This window comes from Blautia faecis (assembly GCF_027662325.1).
Classification (GTDB): Bacteria; Bacillota; Clostridia; order Lachnospirales; family Lachnospiraceae; genus Blautia_A; species Blautia_A faecis.
Map to the genome: position 1 here is coordinate 110,746 of NZ_JAQDKY010000004.1, position 20,975 is coordinate 131,720.

The window sequence follows — 20,975 nt, forward strand, 5'->3', positions numbered from 1 at the left end:
AGCACGGAAATATTGTCACTATCTTCCGGATACTTTATGTAAGAGGTTTTTGTGAATATAGTGGGCAGAACATTCTGTTTGCAAATAAGGACACTTTTTTAGACAAACAAGGTTCTTATTTATTGATGAATATTATAGTACTATGATATCATCAATTAGAAAAGCCGCTGTATAAGGAATATCAGGATTGGTACGTTATTGTGTTACTGTTCACTGGTAACGTTCCGCGAGGCGTTTTTTGTGAACAAAGTTCACAGAAAACCCGAGAATTGCGTGGCAAAATCATGCGAATGCATGATTTCTGTGCATCGCGAAGCGCGTTACTGTGAACGGAGTGAACAGTAACGTTATTGTTTATGGAAAATGTTTGATGAGACATTTGTGTAGGACAATAAGACAGGAACCTTGATACATACAGCGTAATTTTACAATTGAGGAGGTTTCAGAAAATGACAAAGTATTATTTAGCAGTTGATATCGGTGCTTCCAGCGGACGTCTGATCCTTGGACATCTTGAGAATGGAAAAATGGAGCTTGAGGAAGTTCATCGTTTTGAGAACGGAATGGTAAAGAAAGACGGCGAGCTTTGCTGGGAGTTTGACAGACTTTTCCAGGAAATTAAGAATGGTCTTAAGAAATGTAAAGAGATCGGCAAGATTCCGGTAAGCATGGGCGTTGATACCTGGGGCGTTGACTTTGTACTGATGGATAAGGACGATAAGGTCCTTGGAAATACAGTTGGATATCGTGATCACAGAAATGAAGGTATGGATGAGGAAGTATATAAGACAATTTCTCTTGAGGATCTTTATGCACGTACCGGTATTCAGAAAGCAATTTTTAACACGGTATATCAGCTGATGGCTGTGAAGACAAAACATCCGGAATATCTGGAACAGGCTGAAACTATGCTTCATGTACCGGATTACTTCCATTATCTTCTTACAGGCAAGAAAACCTGTGAGTATACAGAGGCAACAACAGGTCAGCTGGTAAATGCAGAAACAAAGGACTGGGATTACGAACTGATTGATAAACTTGGATATCCAAGAAAAATGTTCCAGAAATTGATCATGCCTGGTACCAGTGTTGGACACTTTACAGAAGAGGTAAAAGCAGAAGTTGGGTTTGATGTGGAAGTTGTAGCACCGGCTACACATGATACCGGATCCGCAGTTCTTGCAGTTCCTGCAAACGACGACGATTTTATTTATATCAGCTCCGGAACATGGTCATTGATGGGAATTGAAAGAGAAAAAGCTGACTGCTCCAAGAAGAGTTGCGAGATGAACTTTACGAATGAGGGCGGCTATGCAGGAAGATTCCGTTATCTGAAGAATATCATGGGACTTTGGATGATCCAGTCTGTTCGTCATGAATATGATGATAAATATGGATTTGCAGAAATCTGTCAGATGGCAGAGGAAGCGAAAGATTTCCCATCCAGAGTAGATGCAAATGATGAGTGCTTCCTTTCTCCGGAAAGCATGATCGAAGAGGTTAAAGATTACTGCAGAAGAACCGGACAGAAGGTTCCGGAAACTTTAGGAGAAATTGCTACTGTTATTTATACCAGTCTTGCTGAGTGCTATGCAAAGACAGCAAAGGAACTGGAAGAGATGACAGGAAGAACCTTCAGCCGTATCCATGTAGTTGGCGGTGGTTCCAACGCAGGCTATCTTAATGAGCTGACTGCGAGAGCAACAGGCAAAGAGGTTCATGCAGGTCCTGGAGAGGCAACTGCAATCGGTAATATTACCGCTCAGATGTTAAAAGCAGAAGAGTTTAAATCAATCGAAGAGGCTCGTACTACCATTCATGAGTCCTTTGGCATTAAGGTATATCAGGCTTAATGAAAAGTTAAAACAGCCGGGATATACGATCATTTGCATAATATATCAAATTAAACAGGAGGTACTACTATGTTAGTAAACACAAAAGCAAAAGTTGGTGTATTTTCTATTGCTTTAGGCGCATATCTGCCTCAGTTCCCTTCACTGGTACCAGAGTTTGAGGCTCAGTACGAGGCATTTAAGAAAACAATTCCGGATACCGTAGAGATCATCGATGGAGGAATGGTAACAACAAAAGAGCAGTCTATGGCTGCTGGGGATAAATTCCGTGCAGCAGACGTTGATCTCGTTTTCCTTCAAATGTTAACCTACGCTACATCCTACAACATGCTTCCTGCAATTCGTGACCTGAATGTTCCGGTTGTTCTGGTAAATGTTCAGAAGCTGAAAGCTCTGGATTACGATCACACAGACATTGCTACATGGCTCGGCGAAGGATATGCATGCGGTGCTGTTGGAGAAGCTGTTGCTGACCTTGAGAGAGCCGGAAAGAGACATGCTGTTATCACTGGTGTTGTCGAAGGCGGAGATCCAGGCGTTCAGGCTGAGATTGAAGACTGGTGTAAAGCTGCTCAGGTAAGAAGAAGATTCCGTGACACAAATATTGCCCAGATTGGAAGACCTTACCCAGGTATGATGGATCTTTACATTGATGAGACCAACCTGTACAACAGAATGTTCCTTTATACCAAACAGTTTGACTGGGAAAAAATGTGGGCAATTGCGGATGATATCACAGATGAGGATGCAATTCGTGCAAAAGCTCAGGATATTCTGGACACCTTTGATATTGAGGGCGGCGGAACAATTGAGAAAGTATGGGATATGGCAAAATATGTTGTAGCATTTGAGAAATGGGTAAAGGATGAGCATCTTGGAATGATCGCTTCCCATTATGACGGATTTGCACAGGGCAAGGCTGGTGTCCTTGACAGTATGCTGATTCCGGCATTCTCTATGCTGATCAAACAGGGTACTGCATGTGCTGTTGAGGGTGATATGAAGGTTGCCATGGCAATGAGTATTCTGAAGACAATTTCCGGCACAGGCCAGCTTTCCGAGATGTATTCCATTGATTTCAATGATGACATCTGCATTATCGGTCATTCCGGAAGTGGTGATGCTGATATTTCTGATAAGAAACCTACCATGAAGATCGTACCAGTGTTCCATGGCAAAACAGGCGGTGGATATCTGACACAGTTCTATCCATACACCGGTCCGGTTACTTATCTTGCAATCACACAGGATGGCGACGGACGCTTCAAATTCGTTGTTGCTGAGGGAATCAACGAGGAAGGACCAATCCTTTCCTTTGGCGATACGAACATGAGAACCCGTTTTACATGTGGTGCAAGAGAGTTTGTAAACCGCTGGAGCGAAGCTGGCCCGACACATCATATGGCAGCTGCAACAGGCAGACATATTGATACCATTCTGAAGGTTGCAAAGATCTTCAATGTACCGGTTGATATCGTAACAAGATAATTTTCAAAGTTGTGCAAATAATAGCAAGAATAAGACCATCTATATGGTTTGTACACATATTCATATTCAGCAAAAGAGAGAGTCGTCAGACTCTCTCTTTTGCTGTAGATGATAAGATTAAACTGCTATTTGTTTTCCGCATCCTTCTTCGCCGGAATTCGGATTTGTACTTCGGTTCCTTTTCCTACATCGCTGGAATAAGTCAATCCATAATCTGCGCCATAAAGCACTTGAAGCCGTCTGTGAGTATTATAGATCGCAATATTGGTTCCACCTGAAATACTGGTTCCCTCCCCGGAAAGAATCATGGGCAGTTTATCCGGCGCGATTCCAACTCCGTCATCAGAAATCAGAAGTACAATATCCCCATCCTCCATCCATCCGGTAAGTACAATAGTTCCAGACTTGGAAGGTTTTTCCAGAATTCCGTGAAGTATGGAATTTTCTATAACAGGCTGCAGGGTCAGCTTTGGAATCTGGTATTCCATCAGTTCATCCGGAATATCGGAAATGAAGGAAATGCTGTCATGATAGCGCATATTCTGCAGGTGCACATAGATGGAAACATGTTCTTCTTCCTTGGCGATAGTACTGATTCCCTTTTTGCGACTAAGTGTCAGCTTGTAGAATCTGGAAAGACTTTGCACTGCGTTACAGACCTCAGAGGTACGTCCCTGCTGGGCCATCCAGTTGATCATATCCATGGTATTATAAAGAAAATGGGGATTGATCTGAGCCTGCAGGGAATTAAACTCGGCAATTCGCAGATCCTCAGCAGCCTGGGCCTGTTTTTCCATAAGCTGGTTCATTTTGCGTGTCATATAGTTGTAAGTATCAATAAGATCACCAATTTCATCGTGCGCACTTGGGCTGTCCATAGGGACCGGAGGACCGTGACGGACTGTTCGCATCTGACTGATAACTGAGGAAATTCGCCCTGTAATGGATTTGGACAAGGTACTTGCGAGCAAAAAGGCAAGCGCCAGTACCGCAATATAAATGGACAAAAACTGCAGAACCAGGATATTACTCTGATTGATCAGGGGTTGGGAGGGAAGTACCGTCACCATAAACCAGCCTGGCTGTTTGATCCGGTAGAAACCAACGTAAACGGTTTTCCCCAGAATATCCTGCTCCACGAAACTGTTGGAGGACATGTAGGACTCCATGATCTTGTCGTAATCCAGCCAGTAAATTCCGGCGAGAGAATCACTAGAAGCAGAAACCAGGTTGTTACGCTCATTCATAATATAAGAAACACTGCCGTCCAGAGTAAGATTTTCAGACAGGATCTGCTGAAAATCATGACCGGAATAATAGACCGCCATATAAGCATCATAAGTTCCGTTGTTATAGATTACAGAAGCATGGGTGATATATGCCTGATCTCCATATGCCTTTTGTTCCTTTGTACCAAGATAGAAGGAGGGACAAAAAAGCTGGGAAACGCGGCTTCCGCGGAAAATACCATACCAGTAGGTTCCACGGATCTGATCGAGAGATAGAAAAGTATCTTTCAGGTCTTCCTTATCTAAAAGTGCATTTATGTCTGAAGGAGAGCCTTTTGGCATCTCCATATAAATCTTGACATTGGTAACGGGCGTATCAGCAATCAGCTGATCTATCTTTCGGGAAAAAGACGCTGCATCCAGGGAATCTGCCAGATCCGTGAAGGATTCAGTTATGGCATTTTTAAAAAGTGTCTGGTAAAAATCAAGGGAAGAAATCTCTTCGCTTACATCCAGGACTTTCTGAATAGATTCTTCTATCAACGGCGCCGTTTCAGCAGACCGGTCCTGTTCCTGGCGGATCGTATAGGAAACTACCATGTCGTAGGCTCTTCCATAAAAAAAGAAGATAATGGCAATCCCAGGAATTGACACAATCAAAAGGAGTACCAGGGTAAACTTGGACTGCAGGTTCAGATCCTGGTACCATTGCTTAAGCTTATGCAAATTATTTCACACTCCTCAAAAATATATAGGTGTTTTGAAATATATAAAATTTTTTATGTGGTGCAGGAAACTAACTCATTTTCTCTCGATATTCAGAAGGAGAAAAACCTGTATACTTCTTAAAACTTTTACCGAAATAATTCCCGTCACTGTATCCCACCCGCGAGGAAATATCTGTAATTTTATACCTGGGGTCAGACAGCAGCTGCTTGGCCTTTTCCATTCTGTATTCTGTGAGGTACTGATTTAAAGTCTGACCGGTCTCATTTTTGAAGAAGGTACACACATACGAGGTTGATAAAAATACATGATCACTGATATCTTTCACAGATAAGGTCTCGTTCATATATTTCTGTCCGATGTAATCTTTGATCAGAAAAATAGTAGAATTTTCTTCTTCTGTGCTGGCTGCTGTCTGGAAAAAAAATTCTGTCTTTTTCACCAGCTTCTGGTGCATCTCATTATAGGAAAAAATCTTCTCCAATGTGTCTATTAAATTTTCCTGGGTATCGGACAAAGTTAGCTTCAGCTGACGCGCAGCATTATCCAAAGCACGGAATAATTTGTAATAGAGATCCTTGGCCTGGTTAGGCAGAACATTCTGATTCTGGTTATAATACAGGAACAGATTGTCAAGGAAAGCTTTTGCTTTTTCCTTATTTTTTTCAGTGAGAAGAGTGAAAAATTCATTCTCCGGACTGGCAGAAAGCTCTGCTGTTGTTTCAGAAACAGGTGCCTGATAAAAAGGAGACAGAAAGGTACCTGTGGGGAAAAAGAAGCTGCTCTGCAGGGAAATAACTGCAGAAGTATAGGACTGATAAGCTTTGGAAATGCCTGTAACAGTGTCTCCGGCTGCGATGCAGAATCTGGTGCAGCGGGAATACAGACTACAGAAAAATTCTTCAATGCTTTTTCGAACGGCAGCTCCAGGAGAGGAACCAAACAAAAAGTAAACCATATACTGTACACGCTTTTCTGCAAAAATACAATCTATATGGAAGGTTTTTAAAAATTCCCGGACGGACAGAAATATGGCGTTTGCTTCTGAAAGAGGAAACTCCTCCTCGGTATCGGTCTTAAGCACGATTGCAGTAAAGGGAGTGGTATTGCTGATGGATAGAGACAGCTCATCTATGAGCTGGTCAATACTTTCCTTCGCATGGGCGAAAGGCTGGGTGAGAAGAAGAGCCAGGCGGGAAGCGCTTTCCATGGAATGGATGGACGCATTTTGCCGGGTACGTTTTTTTTCCAGGCAAAGATCACGGGCTTCCACAATGGCATCCCGGATTTCCACAGGGTTCAGAGGCTTTTCTATATAATTGACGGCTTTTAGCTTGATGGCAGCCTTTAGATATTCTTTATCCGAATATCCGCTCATAAAAACAGGAACAATATCAGGAAGAATTTCTTCCAGCTGCTCCAGCATTGCGATTCCATCCAGACGGGGCATACGTACATCGCATAGCACAATGTCCGGTCTGTGTACTCTGGCCACTTCAATTCCGTTTATTCCATCATCTGCCTGAAGCACCTCCCGGATTCCGATGGATTGCCAGTCGATGGAAGAAATTACACCGGTGCGGGTAAGCTCTTCGTCGTCTACGATCAGTAATTTCATAATGAATCTCCGTTATAGGGACTCTGGAAACTACAGGAGTCCCATGCTTAGTGAAATAACAGTAACTGTGAAAAAATGAACAGTTTGCTGTAAGTTTATAAAAACAAATTGATAAAAAGTACCACACTCATCATACCACAATTATATCTAAAATACGAGAGTAAAAGCACCTTGCTTTGTGGAATATTTTAAGATCAGTGGAAAATTTTACCCATTAAGTGGAAAATATTTTACCCTGTTTCAAAATATTTTCCCATTTTCAAACAAAGTGCACAGGTGGTAGAATAATAACAGATCAAGAAAGGGAGGAGAAAAAGCCGTGTCTGAATATGTTCTTGAATTAAAAGGCATTACGAAAATTTTCCCCGGCGTTAAAGCACTGAACAATGTACAGTTCCAGTTAAAACCTGGCGAAGTTCACGCACTGATGGGCGAAAACGGTGCAGGTAAATCTACCTTCATTAAAGTAATTACCGGTGTACATAAAGCAGAAGAAGGCGAAATGTACCTGTTTGGAGAAAAAGTGGATTTCAAAGGTCCGAAGGATGCACAGGAAGCAGGAATTGCAGCTGTTTACCAGCACCCCACATCCTATCCACATTTAACAGTGGCTGAAAATATTTTTATGGGACATGAGATCAAGAAGAATCACATGATCCAGTGGAAGGCCATGAACGAGGAGGCAAACAAGCTTCTGAAGCAGCTGAATGCAGATTTCGATTCCACAGCAGAAATGGGAACCTTAAGTGTTGCCCAGCAGCAGATGGTTGAGATCGCAAAGGCATTGTCCACAAATGCAAAGATTGTTATCCTGGATGAGCCTACCGCTTCTCTTACAAAGAGAGAATCCGAGGAGCTTTACAGAATCGTAGATCAGTTGAAAGAAAAAGGCGTTTCCATTATCTTCATTTCCCATCGTTTTGAGGATATGTACCGCCTGGCAAGCAGAGTTACTGTTTTCCGTGACTCTCAGTATATTGGTACCTATGATGTAGACGGAATCACCAATGCAGACCTGATTAAAGCCATGGTTGGCCGTGAGATCAAGGATCTGTTCCCGAAACCGGAGGTTAAGATTGGTGATGAGATGCTTCGTATCGAGCACTTATCCCGTACCGGATATTTCAAAGATGTTTCCTTCAATGTACGCGCTGGCGAGATCGTAGGTCTTACAGGTCTGGTTGGTGCAGGACGTACAGAAGTTGTAGAGAGCGTCTGTGGAATCACAAATCCAGATGAAGGTAAGGTTTATCTGGAGGGAAAAGAAGTACATATCAAACAGCCATCTGACGCAATGAAAGAAGGAATTATCCTTCTTCCGGAGGATCGTCAGAAGGAAGGTCTGATCATGAGCTGGGGACTTGGAAGAAACGTAACACTTCCGACTATCAGCAAATATGCGAAGAACGGCTTCAATGACGAGAAGACAGAAAGAGATCTTTCCAAGAGACTTCTGGAAGAGGTTGATACAAAGGCTGTTGATATTTTCCAGCCTGCAAGCTCTCTGTCCGGTGGTAACCAGCAGAAGGTTGTAGTTGCCAAGGCTCTTAGCCAGGAGATGAAGGTTGTTATCATGGATGAGCCGACGAAAGGTGTTGACGTTGGTGCCAAGGCTGAGATTTATGCGATCATGGGTGATCTTGCAAAGAAGGGTTACGCAATTATCCTGATTTCCTCTGAAATGCCTGAAATCCTTGGAATGTCTGACCGAATCGTTGTAATGTGCAACGGACGTAAGACAGGAGAGCTTGGAAGAGGAGAGGCAACCCAGGAGATGATCCTTGAGCTGGCTATGGAGAAGGGTACAACAGGAAAGGGGGCAGCTAAATAATGGAAAAGAAATCTTTCATGAAAAAGCTGACAGGTTCCCGTGAAGCACTGCTTGCAGTGATCCTGGTTCTGCTTTTCGTAGTAATCACAATCATCAGCCCGTCATTCCTTACATTCAAGTCTCTGACGGATATGTTGAAAAACAATGCTGTAACAATGGTAATGTCACTTGGTATGCTGTGTGTTATGCTGGTAGGCGGAATTGATATTTCCATCATGTCTACTCTGGCACTGACTGGTATGTCAATTGGTATGCTTTTAAAATATGAGCACATTTCCAGTACTTTCCTGGCATTTGTGATCGCACTGGCAATCGGAATCGCATGTGGTTTCCTGGTAGGCCTTGTGATCTCCAGAGCGGATGTTCCTCCGATCATTGCAACAATGGGCTTCATGTACATCTACCGTGCAATGGGATACCTGGTTTCCCACAACGGTGAGTGGGCAAGTGCAGCAGCTCTTGGTAAATTTAAAGATTTTGCAACAACAAAATTCCTGGGAATGAGCCTTGTTATCTGGGTGATCATCCTTTGCTATGTAATCTTCTTCGTATTCATGAAATGGACTACACTGGGAAGAAGAATCTACGCAGTAGGAAGTAACCCAAGTGCAGCTGAGGTTTCCGGTATTAATGTAAAGAATATTAAGCTTCTTGTTTACACTATCATGGGTCTTCTTGCCGGTCTTGGCGGAGCCCTTCAGGTTTCCATTTACGCTTCTGCAATGCCTGATATGCAGCAGGGCGGTGAGATGGACGTTATCGCAGCCTGCGTTATCGGTGGTGTAAGCATGAGTGGTGGACGTGGTACAGTACTTGGTGCTCTTCTTGGATCCCTGATCCTTGCAACCATCGCAAAAGCACTTCCGCTGATCCCATTCTTCGATCAGCTGTGGCTGAATACCATCAAGGGTGTTATCATTCTTGTAGTAGTTGTTGTAAACATTGTTTTACAGCGTACAGCTGACAAAAATGCATTAAAGGGAAGGGAGATGTAATCATGGCTGGAAAATCTGGAAGAAGTATTAACAACGTGCCGAAAAGCCCTGTGAAACAGATAATCTTCAGCTGGGAAGGCATTCTGGTACTCCTGTTTATTGCAGTAAATATTTTCTGTGCAAACTTTTCCGAGTTCTATAATCTGAAGAGTCTGCTCCGTCAGATGCCTGTTTATCTGGCAGAAATCTTCTTGATGCTGCCGATGGCATACATTCTGGTACTTGGTGAGATTGATATTTCCGTTGGATCTATCGTGTGTCTCTCCGCAACAATGGCTTGTATTGTGGCAAACACAGGAGCTCCATTCATCGTGGTAATCCTTGCCACACTTCTGGTTGGATCCCTTTGCGGTGCTGTAAACGCATTTGTCCTTACCAGATTTGAAGAACTGCCTCCAATGATCGTAACACTTGCAACCCAGATCATTTTCAGAGGTATTGCAGAAATCGTTCTTGGAAGCGGCGGAAGTATTTCCGTAACAAACACAGAAGGCTTTGCTGCACTTGGCGGAAAAGTAGGACGTGTTCCTTACATTCTTTTCCTGGTTCTGATCCTTGGAATCATTGCAGCAGTTATCCTTGGAAAATGTACCTTCGGACGCAGAGTATATGCAATCGGTACCAACCGTCTTGCAGCTTACTACTCCGGAATCCATGTACAGAAGATCCGTTTCGTGATCTACACTCTGATGGGAACCATCTCCGGACTGTGTGCACTGTTCCTGATGTCTTCCTCATTCGGTGCAAATACCACAACCGGTAACGGATTTGAAATGGATGCCATCGCAATGGCAGTATTCGGAGGAATCTCCTCCACAGGTGGTAAAGGTAATATCGCCGGCGGTCTGATTTCCGCATTTATCATCGTCTGCCTTCGTGTTGGTCTTGGACAGAGAAATATCCATCCGCAGGTTATCCTGCTGATCATTGGTGTTCTTCTGATCGGTGCAGTTGCACTTCCAAATATCATTAAAGAAATTCAGAAAAAAGCAAAAACAGCAAAATAAAATTCCTTAACAACTAACTCATATTTTTTATAAGCTTGTAAACTGCTTCGCAGAAGGCGGAGCAGTTGCAAATAAAAACTGTAACTGTCGGCTGTTTCACTGATGGTGGAATGCTGAACCGTTACCAAAAACTATATTATTCCATGGGAGGAAAAAAACATGAACAAAAAAATCGTAAGCGCACTTCTTTGTGGAGCAATGATCCTTGGATCCGCAGTTCCGGCTATGGCTGGTTCAGCTGACGGAAAGAAAATCGCACTGGTTGGTAAATCAGCTGGTAACGCATTCTTCGAAATCGCTGCAAAATCCTTCGTAGAGACAGCTGAAGCAGAGGGCGCTACCGTTGATACTGTTTACCCAGAGGCAGCTACAGCAGATGCTCAGATCAAAGTTCTTGACAACCTGATCTCTCAGGACTACGATGCAATTTGCATCTCTGCAAACGATGTTAACGCACTTCAGGCAAAATTACAGGAAGCTATGGATGAAGGAATCAAGATCTCCTGCTTCGACTCTGCTACAAACCCGGACAGCCGTCAGATTTTCATCAACCAGGCTGGTACAGTTGCTGTAGGACAGGCTCTTCTTGATGCTTGCCTTGATATCTCCGGTGGAGAGGGACAGTTTGCGATTCTTTCCGCTACTTCCCAGGCTGCAAACCAGAACGCATGGATCGACGCTATGAAGAAGATTATGGAAGAGGATGACAAATATTCCAAACTTGAGCTTGTAGAAGTTGCATACGGCGATGACGAGCCACAGAAATCCACAGACCAGACAGCAGCTCTTCTTGAGAAATATCCGGATCTGAAAGTTATCTGCGCACCTACAACAGTTGGTATCGCTGCAGCTGCTAAATACCTTCAGGACAATGGATCTGCTTGCAAACTGACAGGTCTTGGACTTCCATCTGAGATGCTTGAGTACACAGGTGCTGATGATGAGCATTCCTGCCCATACTTCTATCTGTGGGATATGCAGGGCCTTGGAAAACTTTCCGCTCTGACAACAATCGCTCTGATCAACGACGAGATCACAGGTGCTGCTGATGAAACCTTCACAGCTGGTGACCTTGGTGACTACACAATCACAACAGCTGATGACGGTGGTACAGAAGTAGTTCTTGGTGCTCCACTTGAGTTCAACCCAGACAACATTGAAGAGATGGCTAAACTGTACTAATCAGACCGTTTAAGATTAGATGTTAATAAAGAAAAGGCCCTGCCGAGTGCAGGGCCTTTTCGCGTCCTGGATTTTCAGATACGCTCTAAAGTGTGTCTGAAAAATTATTCCCGCAATCTGCACGCACATTTTGCGGTACATTTTGCCCAAATTCGGTTGCCGTAGCCCGCTGCGGCGCCTTCATCCAGACAAGGAAGCAGATCTTGATTTGGCTTATTTGTGTGAATACATCTCTGTATGTTCTTTCATAAGCTCATCATGCAGCTTCAAAGAATCCCAGTGAACCGTAACCGGTGTAAGCATAGCTTTTAAGTTCACTGGCAGCAGGCCATTTTCCTTAAAGAAAGCCAGAAATTCATCCAGCTGCTCACTGGAAAAATCCTTCAGCACCATCATTTCTTCCTGAAAATTTTTTCCAAGGTTAAATACCGGATTCTTAGAAAACCCAGGAATCTCGAAGAGAAATCCGAGACTTTCCAGGTACTCTGGCTGCTGTACCATGCGGACAGAGATTCTGTGTCGGTTCAAATATCTACGGATCTGGCGAAGACGATCCTCATCTTTAAAATTATATAATAAAATCTGGGTTTGGGACATAAGTATCCTCCTTTTTGCGTTTATCTAAAAAGAGAATAACAGAAAAATTCCCTTTTTACAAGGAAAGTGTGGTATGATAAAAAAAACTATATTTTTAATTTTGTTATAGGAGACTACATGGCGAAAAAACGAAAAATGAAAATGGAATTCCGCTATTACCAGATGCAGGATGGAATCCCCATTCTGGCACTTCTTGGTGAAAAGTGGGTGCAGAATTATGGAAGGGATGTGGATTACCTTCACTTTCATAACTATCTGGAGATCGGTTTCTGCTACAGTGGCGAAGGAGAGCTGGTGTTAGGAGAAGAGCCTGTACGCTTTGCAGGGCGGGAATTTACCATTATTCCACCAAACTTTCCCCATACGACCACCAGCGATGTGGGAAATATCAGCAAATGGGAATATCTGTTTATCGATGTGAAAGGTTTTCTCCAGGTGGCAGCAGGAACGCCCCTCAGGGCAGAAAAAATGATCCAGCGTATTTATTCAAAAGCACTTTGCCTGAAAGAATCAGAATATAAAAGCCTTTCCAACAAAATAATCAAGATACTGGAAATCATGCGTGCCAGTGATGAGTTTTACCTGGAAGAAGCAAATGGGGTATTATTGGCACTGCTTGCGGAAGTGGCAAGAATGAACCGTTCCTCTGCTGAAGAAAATATTGAGGAAAAAGGAAAAATCACAAATATGATCTCCAGGGCCATCGACTATATTTCACAATGTTATATGGAGGATATCCGAATTGGTGATCTGGCAAAAGCCTGTCATATCAGTGAGACTCATTTTCGCAGGGTGTTTACCTCCTATATGCACATGAGCCCTCTGGAATATATTAACAAAGTAAGGATTCAGACTGCCTGCGAGATCCTGAAAAAGACAGATGAGTCTATCGCAGATATTGCCTACAAATGCGGTTTTACAACCAATTCCACATTTAACCGGAACTTTCGCCAGCTGATGGGAATGTCGCCGGCAGAGTGGCGGAAACGCCCGGAAAATTACGAACAGCAGCTCTTGAAATTTGATATTCATTCAGAGGAGGGATGGTAGAATGTACGATTATAAAATAGTAGAACAGGTGACCAGAAAGAAAAAAAAGCTTTCCGGAGCATTAAAAAAGACCATGGTATTTTTTGCCGTAGTGTTTGTGGTTATGGGAATTACCATATCCCAGGCCTTTATGCTGGCTGGTTTTTGCCTGGCAGGTCTTTATTTTATTTACGGGATCTTTTGTCAGCGGGATTATGAATACATAATGGAAAATGAACAGCTTACCATAGATGTGATTTATGGAAACAAATACCGTAAGACAGCCCATGAGCTGGATCTCCGGCAGCTGGAGGTGGTAGCCCCTCACTGGCATGATTCAGTGGCCAAGTACAAAAAGAACGGTGGAACAGAGCACTTAAAGAAGTACGATTATACTTCCTATGAAGAAGATACTCCCTATTACACAATGATCATTAAGGAAGACGGACGTAAGATCAAATTACTTCTGGATCTTACAGAAGAAATGCTCCATACCCTGAAAACCAGGTATCCTCAGAAAGTCTTTTTTGCATAGAAATAAAATAAAAGAATGTGAATAGTTCACAAAATATACATATAAAGTTTGTGAAAAAGTACAGAAAATCAAATGAAACATGTGTACATTAGTGAAAAAAAACCACACGCTTCGTGAACATGACGAAAAATTGTGAAAAAATGAACGAAACATGAAAAAGAAAAAAACGAGCATAATGGTTGAAAATGCACATTATATGGGCGGTATTGCATACATCACCCCATATGCGGATGGTATAATACATTCATAAGAAATACAGAGAAACAATTTTAAGGGAGGATATTTCTATGAAGAAAAAAGTACTTACCGTATTACTTACAGGTGCAATGGTAGCTTCCATGGCAGCAGGAGCAACAGTTGTATCTGCAGAGGACAACGACAACACATTAACCGTATGGGCATGGGACCAGAACTTCAATATCAAGTCCATGCAGATCGCAGCTGACCAGTATGCAGCAGATCATGAAGGCTTTTCAGTAGATATCATCGAGACATCTTCTGATGACTGCCAGACCAAGCTTACTACAGCAGCTAACGCTGGTGATTACAGCACACTTCCGGATATCGTTCTCATGCAGGATAACAGCTATCAGAAATTCCTGAAAGCTTATCCGGATGCTTTCACAGATCTGAAAGATATGAATATTAACTGGGATGATTTCGGAGCTCTGAAACAGTCCTATTCCATGGTAGATGATACACATTACGGTGTTCCGTTTGATAACGGTGCTGTTATCGCCTGCTACCGTACCGATATCCTTGAAGAAGCAGGATATACACTGGATGACCTTACAGACATCACATGGTCCAAATTCGAAGAAATCGGTAAAGATATTCACGAGAAGACCGGCAAATACCTTCTTACAAGCGAAGCAACAGGCGGAGATACCCTTATGATGATGATCCAGTCCTGTGGTGCGAACTTCGTTAACGAAGACGGCGAAGCTTACATTGTTGGCAATGAGACCGCTGAGAAATGTATCGATCTTTACACAGAACTGGTTCAGAACGACGTTGTGAAGCTTGTAAACAACTGGGATGAGTACATTGCAACCATCACAAGCGGTGAGGCTGCTGGTATTGTAAATGGTAACTGGATCACAGCTACTCTGATGTCCACTGAGGATCAGAAAGGCTTATGGGGAATCACCACAATGCCTAAGATTGACGGTGTTGACACAGCTACAAATTATGCAAACAACGGTGGATCTTCCTGGTATATTACCTCTAACTGCAAGAACGTAGAGCTTGCTGAGGACTTCCTTGCAAGCACATTTGGCTCCAGCACAGACTTCTATGATGCAATTCTTCCTGAGACAGGTGCTATCTCCTGCTATCTGCCAGCTGGTGAGTCTGATGTTTACAACGAGCCAAACGAGTTCTTTGGCGGACAGCCGATTTTCTCAACAATCGTAGAGTACTCTTCTCATATTCCGGAGTTCACAAAGACTCCATATCACTATGAGGCAAGAGAGTGCGTAAACACAGCTGTTGTTAATATCGTAAACGGAACAGCTAAGGAAGACGCTCTTCAGGAAGCACAGGATACACTGGCATTCAAGATGACTGAGTAATCCTTTCCGGGACAAGTAATTGAAATTAAATAGGGATTAATTATTAGGAGGCGGGGGACTGCTAAGTAGTCCTCCGTTTTCTGTTCAAAGAAAATGCCTGTTACTCCATACAGGCGCCTATCTAACAGTTGTACGGCTGAGCAAAAGGAAGTCACATAAAAACATTTTGCTCACTGGTACAGCTGTTAGATGGAAAAGTTGCAGTATATATAGGCTTGAAAGGAGGAGTTCCTGTGAATTCCAAGAAAAAAGGTATGACACTGGCTGCGAAGCAGAAAGCTGCCGGATGGATATTCCTGGCACCAGCTTCTATCATGATCGCCATCATGAGCTTTTATCCAATGATCCGGGCATTTATCATTTCCCTGCAGACAGGTGCCGGCGCAAATATGCGTTTTGCAGATCCAATCTTCAGTAACTACAAACGTATCCTTGCAGATAAAGTGTTCCAGCAGTCCATTGGCAACACATTCCTGTATCTGATCATTCAGGTTCCGATCATGCTGATTCTTGCGATTCTGCTTGCACAGCTTCTGAACAACAAAGACCTGAAGTTCAAAGGTTTTTTCCGTACATGTGTATTTCTTCCATGTGCAACTTCTCTGGTTTCCTATTCACTGATCTTCCGTTCCATGTTTGCAACAGACGGTCTGATCAACAGTGTTCTGATGAAAATGGGAATTCTCTCCACTGGATATAATTTCCTTGGAAACTCCACCAGCGCAAAGATTGTTATTATCATCGCCTTGATCTGGAGATGGACCGGATACAACATGGTATTCTATCTGGCAGGACTTCAGAATATCGAATATTCTGTTTATGAGGCAGCGAAGATCGATGGTGCAAACGGATGGAAAACCTTCTGGAAGATTACAGTACCGCTTCTGAAGCCGACTATTATCATGACCTTCATCATGTCCATCAACGGTACCTTACAGCTGTTTGATGAGTCCATGAACCTGACAAAGGGTGGTCCTGCAAACTCAACCATCACAATGTCACATTATGTTTACAATACCTGTTTTGTCAACGTGCCGAACTTCGGATATGCAGCAGCAATGTCCTTTATTATCTTTATTATGGTAGCAGTTCTGGCATTTATCAACTTGAAAGTAGGTGATACTCGTGACTAAGAAAAACAAATCCGCAATCCAGAGAAGATTGATTCCTACATACATTTTTCTGATCATTGTATCATTTTTCTCCGTTTTCCCGCTGTACTGGATGATTTCAGCAGCTACGAATACTTCCACGGATGTATCACGCGGACGTATTATTCCGGGAAGCTATTTCATGGAGAACTTTAAGAACCTGACATCCCAGCAGCCACTTTGGAGAGCACTTGGAAACTCCTTCTTCTATGCAATCCTGACTACAGTGATCTGCCTTCTGATCTGTTCCATCGCCGGATACGGATTCGAAGTATATCATGACAAAGGAAAAGACAAATTGTTTTCCATTCTCCTTCTTGCCATGATGGTTCCTCAGGTTGCTACTATGGTTCCGTTGTTTAAGATGTTCTCAAAAGCGAAGCTTCTGAATACATCCATCGGATTTATCCTTCCGATCATTTCCACGCCATTTATGATCATGATGTTCCGACAGAATGCAAGAGCTTTTCCAGTAGATATTATTGAAGCAGCACGAATTGACGGCTTAAGCGAAGTGAGAATCTTTTTCCAGATGTTTATTCCAACCATGAAATCCACCTACGCGGCAGCCGCTGTTATTACCTTTATGAATGCCTGGAATGCATACCTGTGGCCGAAGGTAATTATGACAGATAACAAAGCCATCACAATGCCAATGCTGATCGCCAACCTGATCACAGGCTATGTAACTGATTACGGTATGCTGATGTGCGGCGTATTATTCTGTTCCATTCCGACCATGGTTGTATTCTTCGTTCTGCAGAAGCAGTTTGCAGAAGGTATCACCGGTGCGGTGAAATAAGTTTGAAAATCTAAGGGTGCTGCGATTTATTTGCGGCGCCCTTTTTTCTGAACATGGATACGCAATCTATGGACGATTTTTATATATTGTTCTGTAAAAATTCCATGGAAATAGAAAGTTTATATTACTATAGTAAAACCAGTACAGGGCATCTGGAAAATATTGCCCGCAACGTTTAGAGAGAGGGTTACTGTTGTTACCAGTGAACAGTATCGAGAAAGGACTACATATGAAGGAATTTGATTATTCATTAGTTAAGAATCCCGAGTATTTTAAAGACGGAAGAATGGAGGCGCACTCCGATCATATCACTTATGCAAACGTGGAAGAGGCTTCCGCAGGTGAGACTTCTTACCGCCACAGCTTAAATGGAATCTGGAAATTCCATTATGCCCGCAATTACGGAAATACCATAAAAGGCTTCGAGAGAGAAGATTATTCCTGCAAAGACTGGGATGACATCCGTGTGCCGGCCCATATCCAGATGGAGGGCTACGATGCACCTCAGTATGCCAATGTGCAGTACCCATGGGAAGGACACGAGGATATTCACCCAGGGGAGATTCCGGAGCATTTCAATCCTGTGGCAAGCTATGTGAAATATTTCATAGTACCGGAACAGATGAAAGGAAAACGTCTTTTTATTTCTTTCCAGGGTGCAGAAAGTGGAATTGCTCTCTGGCTGAATGGCCAGTTTGTGGGATATAGTGAAGATTCTTTTACCCCGTCAGAATTTGAACTCACCGGTTATGTGAAAGAAGGGGAAAATAAGCTGGCAGCTCAAGTGTTCAAGTGGACAGCCAGCAGCTGGTGCGAGGATCAGGATTTCTATCGCTTCTCCGGAATTTACCGGGAGGTTTATCTTTATACAGTACCGGATGTGCATGTGTATGATCTCCAGATCCGCGCAATCCCGGATGAGAGCCTTAACAAAGCCCGGTTTGAAGTCAAGACCAGCACCTGGGGAAAGGGAAATGTGCATATTGCTCTGTCAAAAAATGGACAGACCATATTGGAGGAAAATAAGAGCTTAGGCGAAAATGCAGCAAATACAGGAAGTGACCGGAACGGAAAAGATGCAGCCGCTGAAGCTGCTGGCAGAACCGTTCAGAAAGGTGTTGCTGATACTTTTAGCTGGACGGTGGAGAATCCGATTCTCTGGAGTGCAGAAGATCCCCAGCTCTACGATTTGGTCATGGAGGTTTTCGATGAGAATGGTATTCTTCAGGAAGTGATCCCTCAGAAAGTCGGTTTCCGCCGATTTGAAATGAAAGATGGAATTATGACTTTAAATGGAAAACGAATTGTATTTAAAGGTGTGAACCGTCATGAATTCAGTTCCATAACAGGAAGATGTGTATCCGAAGCAGAGCTCCGCAAGGATCTGACCATTATGAAGCAGAATAACATCAATGCCATCCGAACCTGTCATTATCCGGATGCTTCTCTGATCTACCAGCTTTGTGATGAGTTTGGAATTTACATGATCGATGAGACCAACCTGGAAAGTCACGGCTCCTGGGATACAGCGGAATTTACGAAAGACTATACTTACGTGGTTCCCCATGATAAGCCGGAATGGCAGTCTATGATGTTAGACCGCGCCAATTCCATGTATCAGAGAGATAAGAACCATCCGGCAATCCTGATCTGGTCCTGTGGAAATGAGTCCTTCGGTGGTAAGGATATTTTTGAAATGTCCCAGCTCTTTAGAAATGCAGATCCTACCCGTCTGGTACATTATGAAGGTGTCTGCCATGACCGCAGATATAACGCTACCAGCGATATGGAAAGCCAGATGTATCCATCTGTGGAAGCAATTAAAGAGTTTCTTGCAAAAGATGATTCCAAGCCCTTTATCTGCTGTGAGTATACCCATGCCATGGGAAATTCCTGCGGTGCCATGCATAAATATACAGATCTGACAGATACAGAGCCGAAATATCAGGGTGGCTTTATCTGGGATTATATCGATCAGTCTATTTACAAAAAAGACCGTTATGGAAAAGAGTTCCAGGCATATGGCGGAGATTTTGGCGAGCGTCCTACTGATTATAATTTCAGTGGAAATGGTATTGCATATGGTGGAAATCGTGATGCGTCTCCGAAGATGCAGGAAGTGAAATTTAATTATCAGAATATTACCGCACAGGTAAGTGCTGATTCCGTGAATGTGATCAACAAAAATCTGTTTGTAAATACGGACACATTTGAATGCAGAGTAACCCTTCAGAAGGATGGAAACGTAATTCGTACAGAAGTACTGGATACAGCAGTGGCTCCTTTGAGCCAGATGGAATATGCTCTTCCATTTAAGAAGGAGGAGAAAGCAGGTGAGTACACGGTAACGGTTTCTTTCCATTTGAAAGAGGATATGCCATGGGCGAAAGTAGGTCATGAGGTTGCCTTTGGACAGTATGTTTACCAGGTGGAAACAGCTGTGAAACCTTGCACAGAGCATCTGGAGGTAATTCATAGTACCCATAATATTGGCGTGCGCGGAGCGGAATTTGAGGTGCTTTTCTCCGTATTGAACGGTGGTCTTGTTTCCTATAAATATGCAGGAAAAGAAATGATCGAGGCAATTCCGAAGCCTAATTTCTGGCGTGCACCAACAGACAATGACTGTGGAAATCTGATGGCAATGCGATATGGACAGTGGAAGCTTGCCAGCATGTATGTGAACCATAAGGATTACCGCGGAGCGGCATATGGACCTGGAAATGTACCAAAGGTAGAGGAAAAAGAGCATTCCGTAAAGGTATCCTATACCTATTTTCTTCCAACTATTCCGGCAGCTGAGTGTACACTTGCTTATGAAGTTTTCGGAGATGGAAGAATTCGTACCACACTTTCCTATGATCCGGTGAAGGAGCTTGGCGATATGCCGGAATTTGGTGTGATTTTCAAGTTTAATGCAGATTATGACCATGTATCCTGGTATGGACTTGGAGAAGCTGAGACCTATGCAGACCGTAAGAAAGGTGCAAAGCTTGGAATCTACGACAATATGGTAAAAGATAATGTGGCAAGATATATGGTTCCACAGGAATGCGGTGCCAAGGAAGAGGTCAGATGGGCGAAAATCACAGACCGGAAAGGCAGAGGAATGCTTTTTGAGATGGATAAAGAAAACGGTCCAATGATGTTCTCTGCCCTGCCATACACACCTCATGAGATGGAAAATGCAATGCATCCATATGAGCTGCCCCAGATTCATTACACAGTAGTGCGCGTGGCAAAAGGCCAGATGGGAATTGCCGGAGACGACAGCTGGGGAGCAAGAACCCAGGAAGAATATCTGCTGGATACAAGTAAGCCTATGGAGTTTTCATTTGTATTTAAGGGAATCTGAGAA

The 20,975-nt window shown here is 43.2% G+C and carries 16 protein-coding genes; 13 read left to right on the forward strand and 3 right to left on the reverse strand.

Translation table 11 applies throughout. The features are described 5' to 3' along the window. Positions 1-449 precede the first annotated feature (449 nt). On the forward strand, positions 450-1,853 hold the full coding sequence (gene rhaB, locus PGQ38_RS03735) for a rhamnulokinase (RefSeq protein WP_118577746.1): 1,404 nt from the start codon (positions 450-452) through the stop codon (positions 1,851-1,853). A gap of 69 nt (positions 1,854-1,922) precedes the next feature. Further along, positions 1,923-3,341 carry an arabinose isomerase gene (locus tag PGQ38_RS03740; RefSeq protein ID WP_148461189.1) on the forward strand — a complete coding sequence of 473 codons (1,419 nt, stop codon included), beginning with the start codon at positions 1,923-1,925 and terminating at the stop codon, positions 3,339-3,341. Between the two features lie 125 nt (positions 3,342-3,466). Here the strand turns inward: PGQ38_RS03740 and PGQ38_RS03745 are convergent, their stop codons facing one another. Then, positions 3,467-5,296, reverse strand: coding sequence for a sensor histidine kinase (locus PGQ38_RS03745; protein WP_173770684.1), 1,830 nt, complete (start codon positions 5,294-5,296; stop codon positions 3,467-3,469). A gap of 70 nt (positions 5,297-5,366) precedes the next feature. Next, positions 5,367-6,914, reverse strand: a complete 1,548-nt coding sequence (locus PGQ38_RS03750; protein ID WP_270430830.1) for a response regulator transcription factor — start codon at positions 6,912-6,914, stop codon at positions 5,367-5,369. Between the two features lie 319 nt (positions 6,915-7,233). On the opposite strand from PGQ38_RS03750, the gene PGQ38_RS03755 reads away from it, so the two are divergent. From PGQ38_RS03755 to PGQ38_RS20435, 5 genes are all read left to right on the forward strand, one after another. Further along, a complete protein-coding gene (locus PGQ38_RS03755) occupies positions 7,234-8,745 on the forward strand; it encodes a sugar ABC transporter ATP-binding protein (RefSeq protein WP_118577743.1) in 1,512 nt (503 codons plus the stop codon). Then, entirely contained in the window at positions 8,745-9,740 is a 996-nt protein-coding gene (locus PGQ38_RS03760) for an ABC transporter permease (RefSeq protein ID WP_195991573.1), read from the forward strand. The genes PGQ38_RS03755 and PGQ38_RS03760 overlap by 1 nt, the downstream gene beginning before the upstream one ends. Before the next feature lie 2 nt (positions 9,741-9,742). Then, complete coding sequence (locus PGQ38_RS03765; protein WP_195991574.1) at positions 9,743-10,747, forward strand: ABC transporter permease; 1,005 nt, start codon at positions 9,743-9,745, stop codon at positions 10,745-10,747. A 159-nt stretch (positions 10,748-10,906) separates the two neighbouring features. Continuing rightward, positions 10,907-11,929: a substrate-binding domain-containing protein gene (locus PGQ38_RS03770; protein ID WP_195991575.1), complete on the forward strand. Its 1,023-nt coding sequence runs from the start codon at positions 10,907-10,909 to the stop codon at positions 11,927-11,929. Positions 11,930-12,021: 92 nt separating this feature from the next. Next, on the forward strand, positions 12,022-12,180 hold the full coding sequence (locus PGQ38_RS20435) for a DUF6783 domain-containing protein (RefSeq protein WP_416385855.1): 159 nt from the start codon (positions 12,022-12,024) through the stop codon (positions 12,178-12,180). On the opposite strand, the gene PGQ38_RS03775 is transcribed toward PGQ38_RS20435, so the two are convergent. Beyond that, positions 12,143-12,526 (reverse strand): DUF3783 domain-containing protein, encoded by a 384-nt coding sequence (locus PGQ38_RS03775; RefSeq protein WP_178733526.1) that lies wholly within the window; start codon positions 12,524-12,526, stop codon positions 12,143-12,145. The genes PGQ38_RS20435 and PGQ38_RS03775 overlap by 38 nt on opposite strands. Positions 12,527-12,643: 117 nt before the next feature. Here PGQ38_RS03775 and PGQ38_RS03780 point away from each other — a divergent pair, with 117 nt between their 5' ends. The 6 genes from PGQ38_RS03780 (at position 12,644) to lacZ (ending at position 20,972) form a co-directional block, all read left to right on the forward strand. Next, entirely contained in the window at positions 12,644-13,576 is a 933-nt protein-coding gene (locus PGQ38_RS03780; protein WP_187565033.1) for an AraC family transcriptional regulator, read from the forward strand. Position 13,577: 1 nt separating this feature from the next. After that, positions 13,578-14,090, forward strand: a complete 513-nt coding sequence (locus tag PGQ38_RS03785; RefSeq protein ID WP_178733530.1) for a hypothetical protein — start codon at positions 13,578-13,580, stop codon at positions 14,088-14,090. Between the two features lie 287 nt (positions 14,091-14,377). Beyond that, the gene (locus PGQ38_RS03790) at positions 14,378-15,664 is read left to right on the forward strand and encodes an ABC transporter substrate-binding protein (protein WP_204452930.1); all 1,287 of its coding nucleotides are present in this window, start codon (positions 14,378-14,380) and stop codon (positions 15,662-15,664) included. 233 nt (positions 15,665-15,897) lie between these two features. Further along, positions 15,898-16,797 carry a carbohydrate ABC transporter permease gene (locus PGQ38_RS03795; protein ID WP_118577736.1) on the forward strand — a complete coding sequence of 300 codons (900 nt, stop codon included), beginning with the start codon at positions 15,898-15,900 and terminating at the stop codon, positions 16,795-16,797. Then, complete coding sequence (locus tag PGQ38_RS03800) at positions 16,790-17,617, forward strand: carbohydrate ABC transporter permease (RefSeq protein ID WP_178733537.1); 828 nt, start codon at positions 16,790-16,792, stop codon at positions 17,615-17,617. The genes PGQ38_RS03795 and PGQ38_RS03800 overlap by 8 nt, the downstream gene beginning before the upstream one ends. A gap of 229 nt (positions 17,618-17,846) precedes the next feature. Beyond that, positions 17,847-20,972, forward strand: a complete 3,126-nt coding sequence (gene lacZ / locus PGQ38_RS03805; RefSeq protein ID WP_270430833.1) for a beta-galactosidase, LacZ type — start codon at positions 17,847-17,849, stop codon at positions 20,970-20,972. The last annotated feature ends 3 nt before the right edge of the window (positions 20,973-20,975 follow it).

What these genes read in the sequence shown, in the direction of transcription:
- PGQ38_RS03770 (WP_195991575.1), top strand. Translation starts at nt 10,907, where the DNA reads ATGAACAAAAAAATCGTAAGCGCACTTCTTTGTGGAGCAATGATCCTT.
- PGQ38_RS03775 (WP_178733526.1), bottom strand. Translation starts at nt 12,526, where the DNA reads ATGTCCCAAACCCAGATTTTATTATATAATTTTAAAGATGAGGATCGT.
- PGQ38_RS03790 (WP_204452930.1), top strand. Translation starts at nt 14,378, where the DNA reads ATGAAGAAAAAAGTACTTACCGTATTACTTACAGGTGCAATGGTAGCT.
- PGQ38_RS03780 (WP_187565033.1), top strand. Translation starts at nt 12,644, where the DNA reads ATGGCGAAAAAACGAAAAATGAAAATGGAATTCCGCTATTACCAGATG.
- rhaB (WP_118577746.1), top strand. Translation starts at nt 450, where the DNA reads ATGACAAAGTATTATTTAGCAGTTGATATCGGTGCTTCCAGCGGACGT.
- lacZ (WP_270430833.1), top strand. Translation starts at nt 17,847, where the DNA reads ATGAAGGAATTTGATTATTCATTAGTTAAGAATCCCGAGTATTTTAAA.
- PGQ38_RS03750 (WP_270430830.1), bottom strand. Translation starts at nt 6,914, where the DNA reads ATGAAATTACTGATCGTAGACGACGAAGAGCTTACCCGCACCGGTGTA.
- PGQ38_RS03740 (WP_148461189.1), top strand. Translation starts at nt 1,923, where the DNA reads ATGTTAGTAAACACAAAAGCAAAAGTTGGTGTATTTTCTATTGCTTTA.
- PGQ38_RS03760 (WP_195991573.1), top strand. Translation starts at nt 8,745, where the DNA reads ATGGAAAAGAAATCTTTCATGAAAAAGCTGACAGGTTCCCGTGAAGCA.
- PGQ38_RS03765 (WP_195991574.1), top strand. Translation starts at nt 9,743, where the DNA reads ATGGCTGGAAAATCTGGAAGAAGTATTAACAACGTGCCGAAAAGCCCT.
- PGQ38_RS03785 (WP_178733530.1), top strand. Translation starts at nt 13,578, where the DNA reads ATGTACGATTATAAAATAGTAGAACAGGTGACCAGAAAGAAAAAAAAG.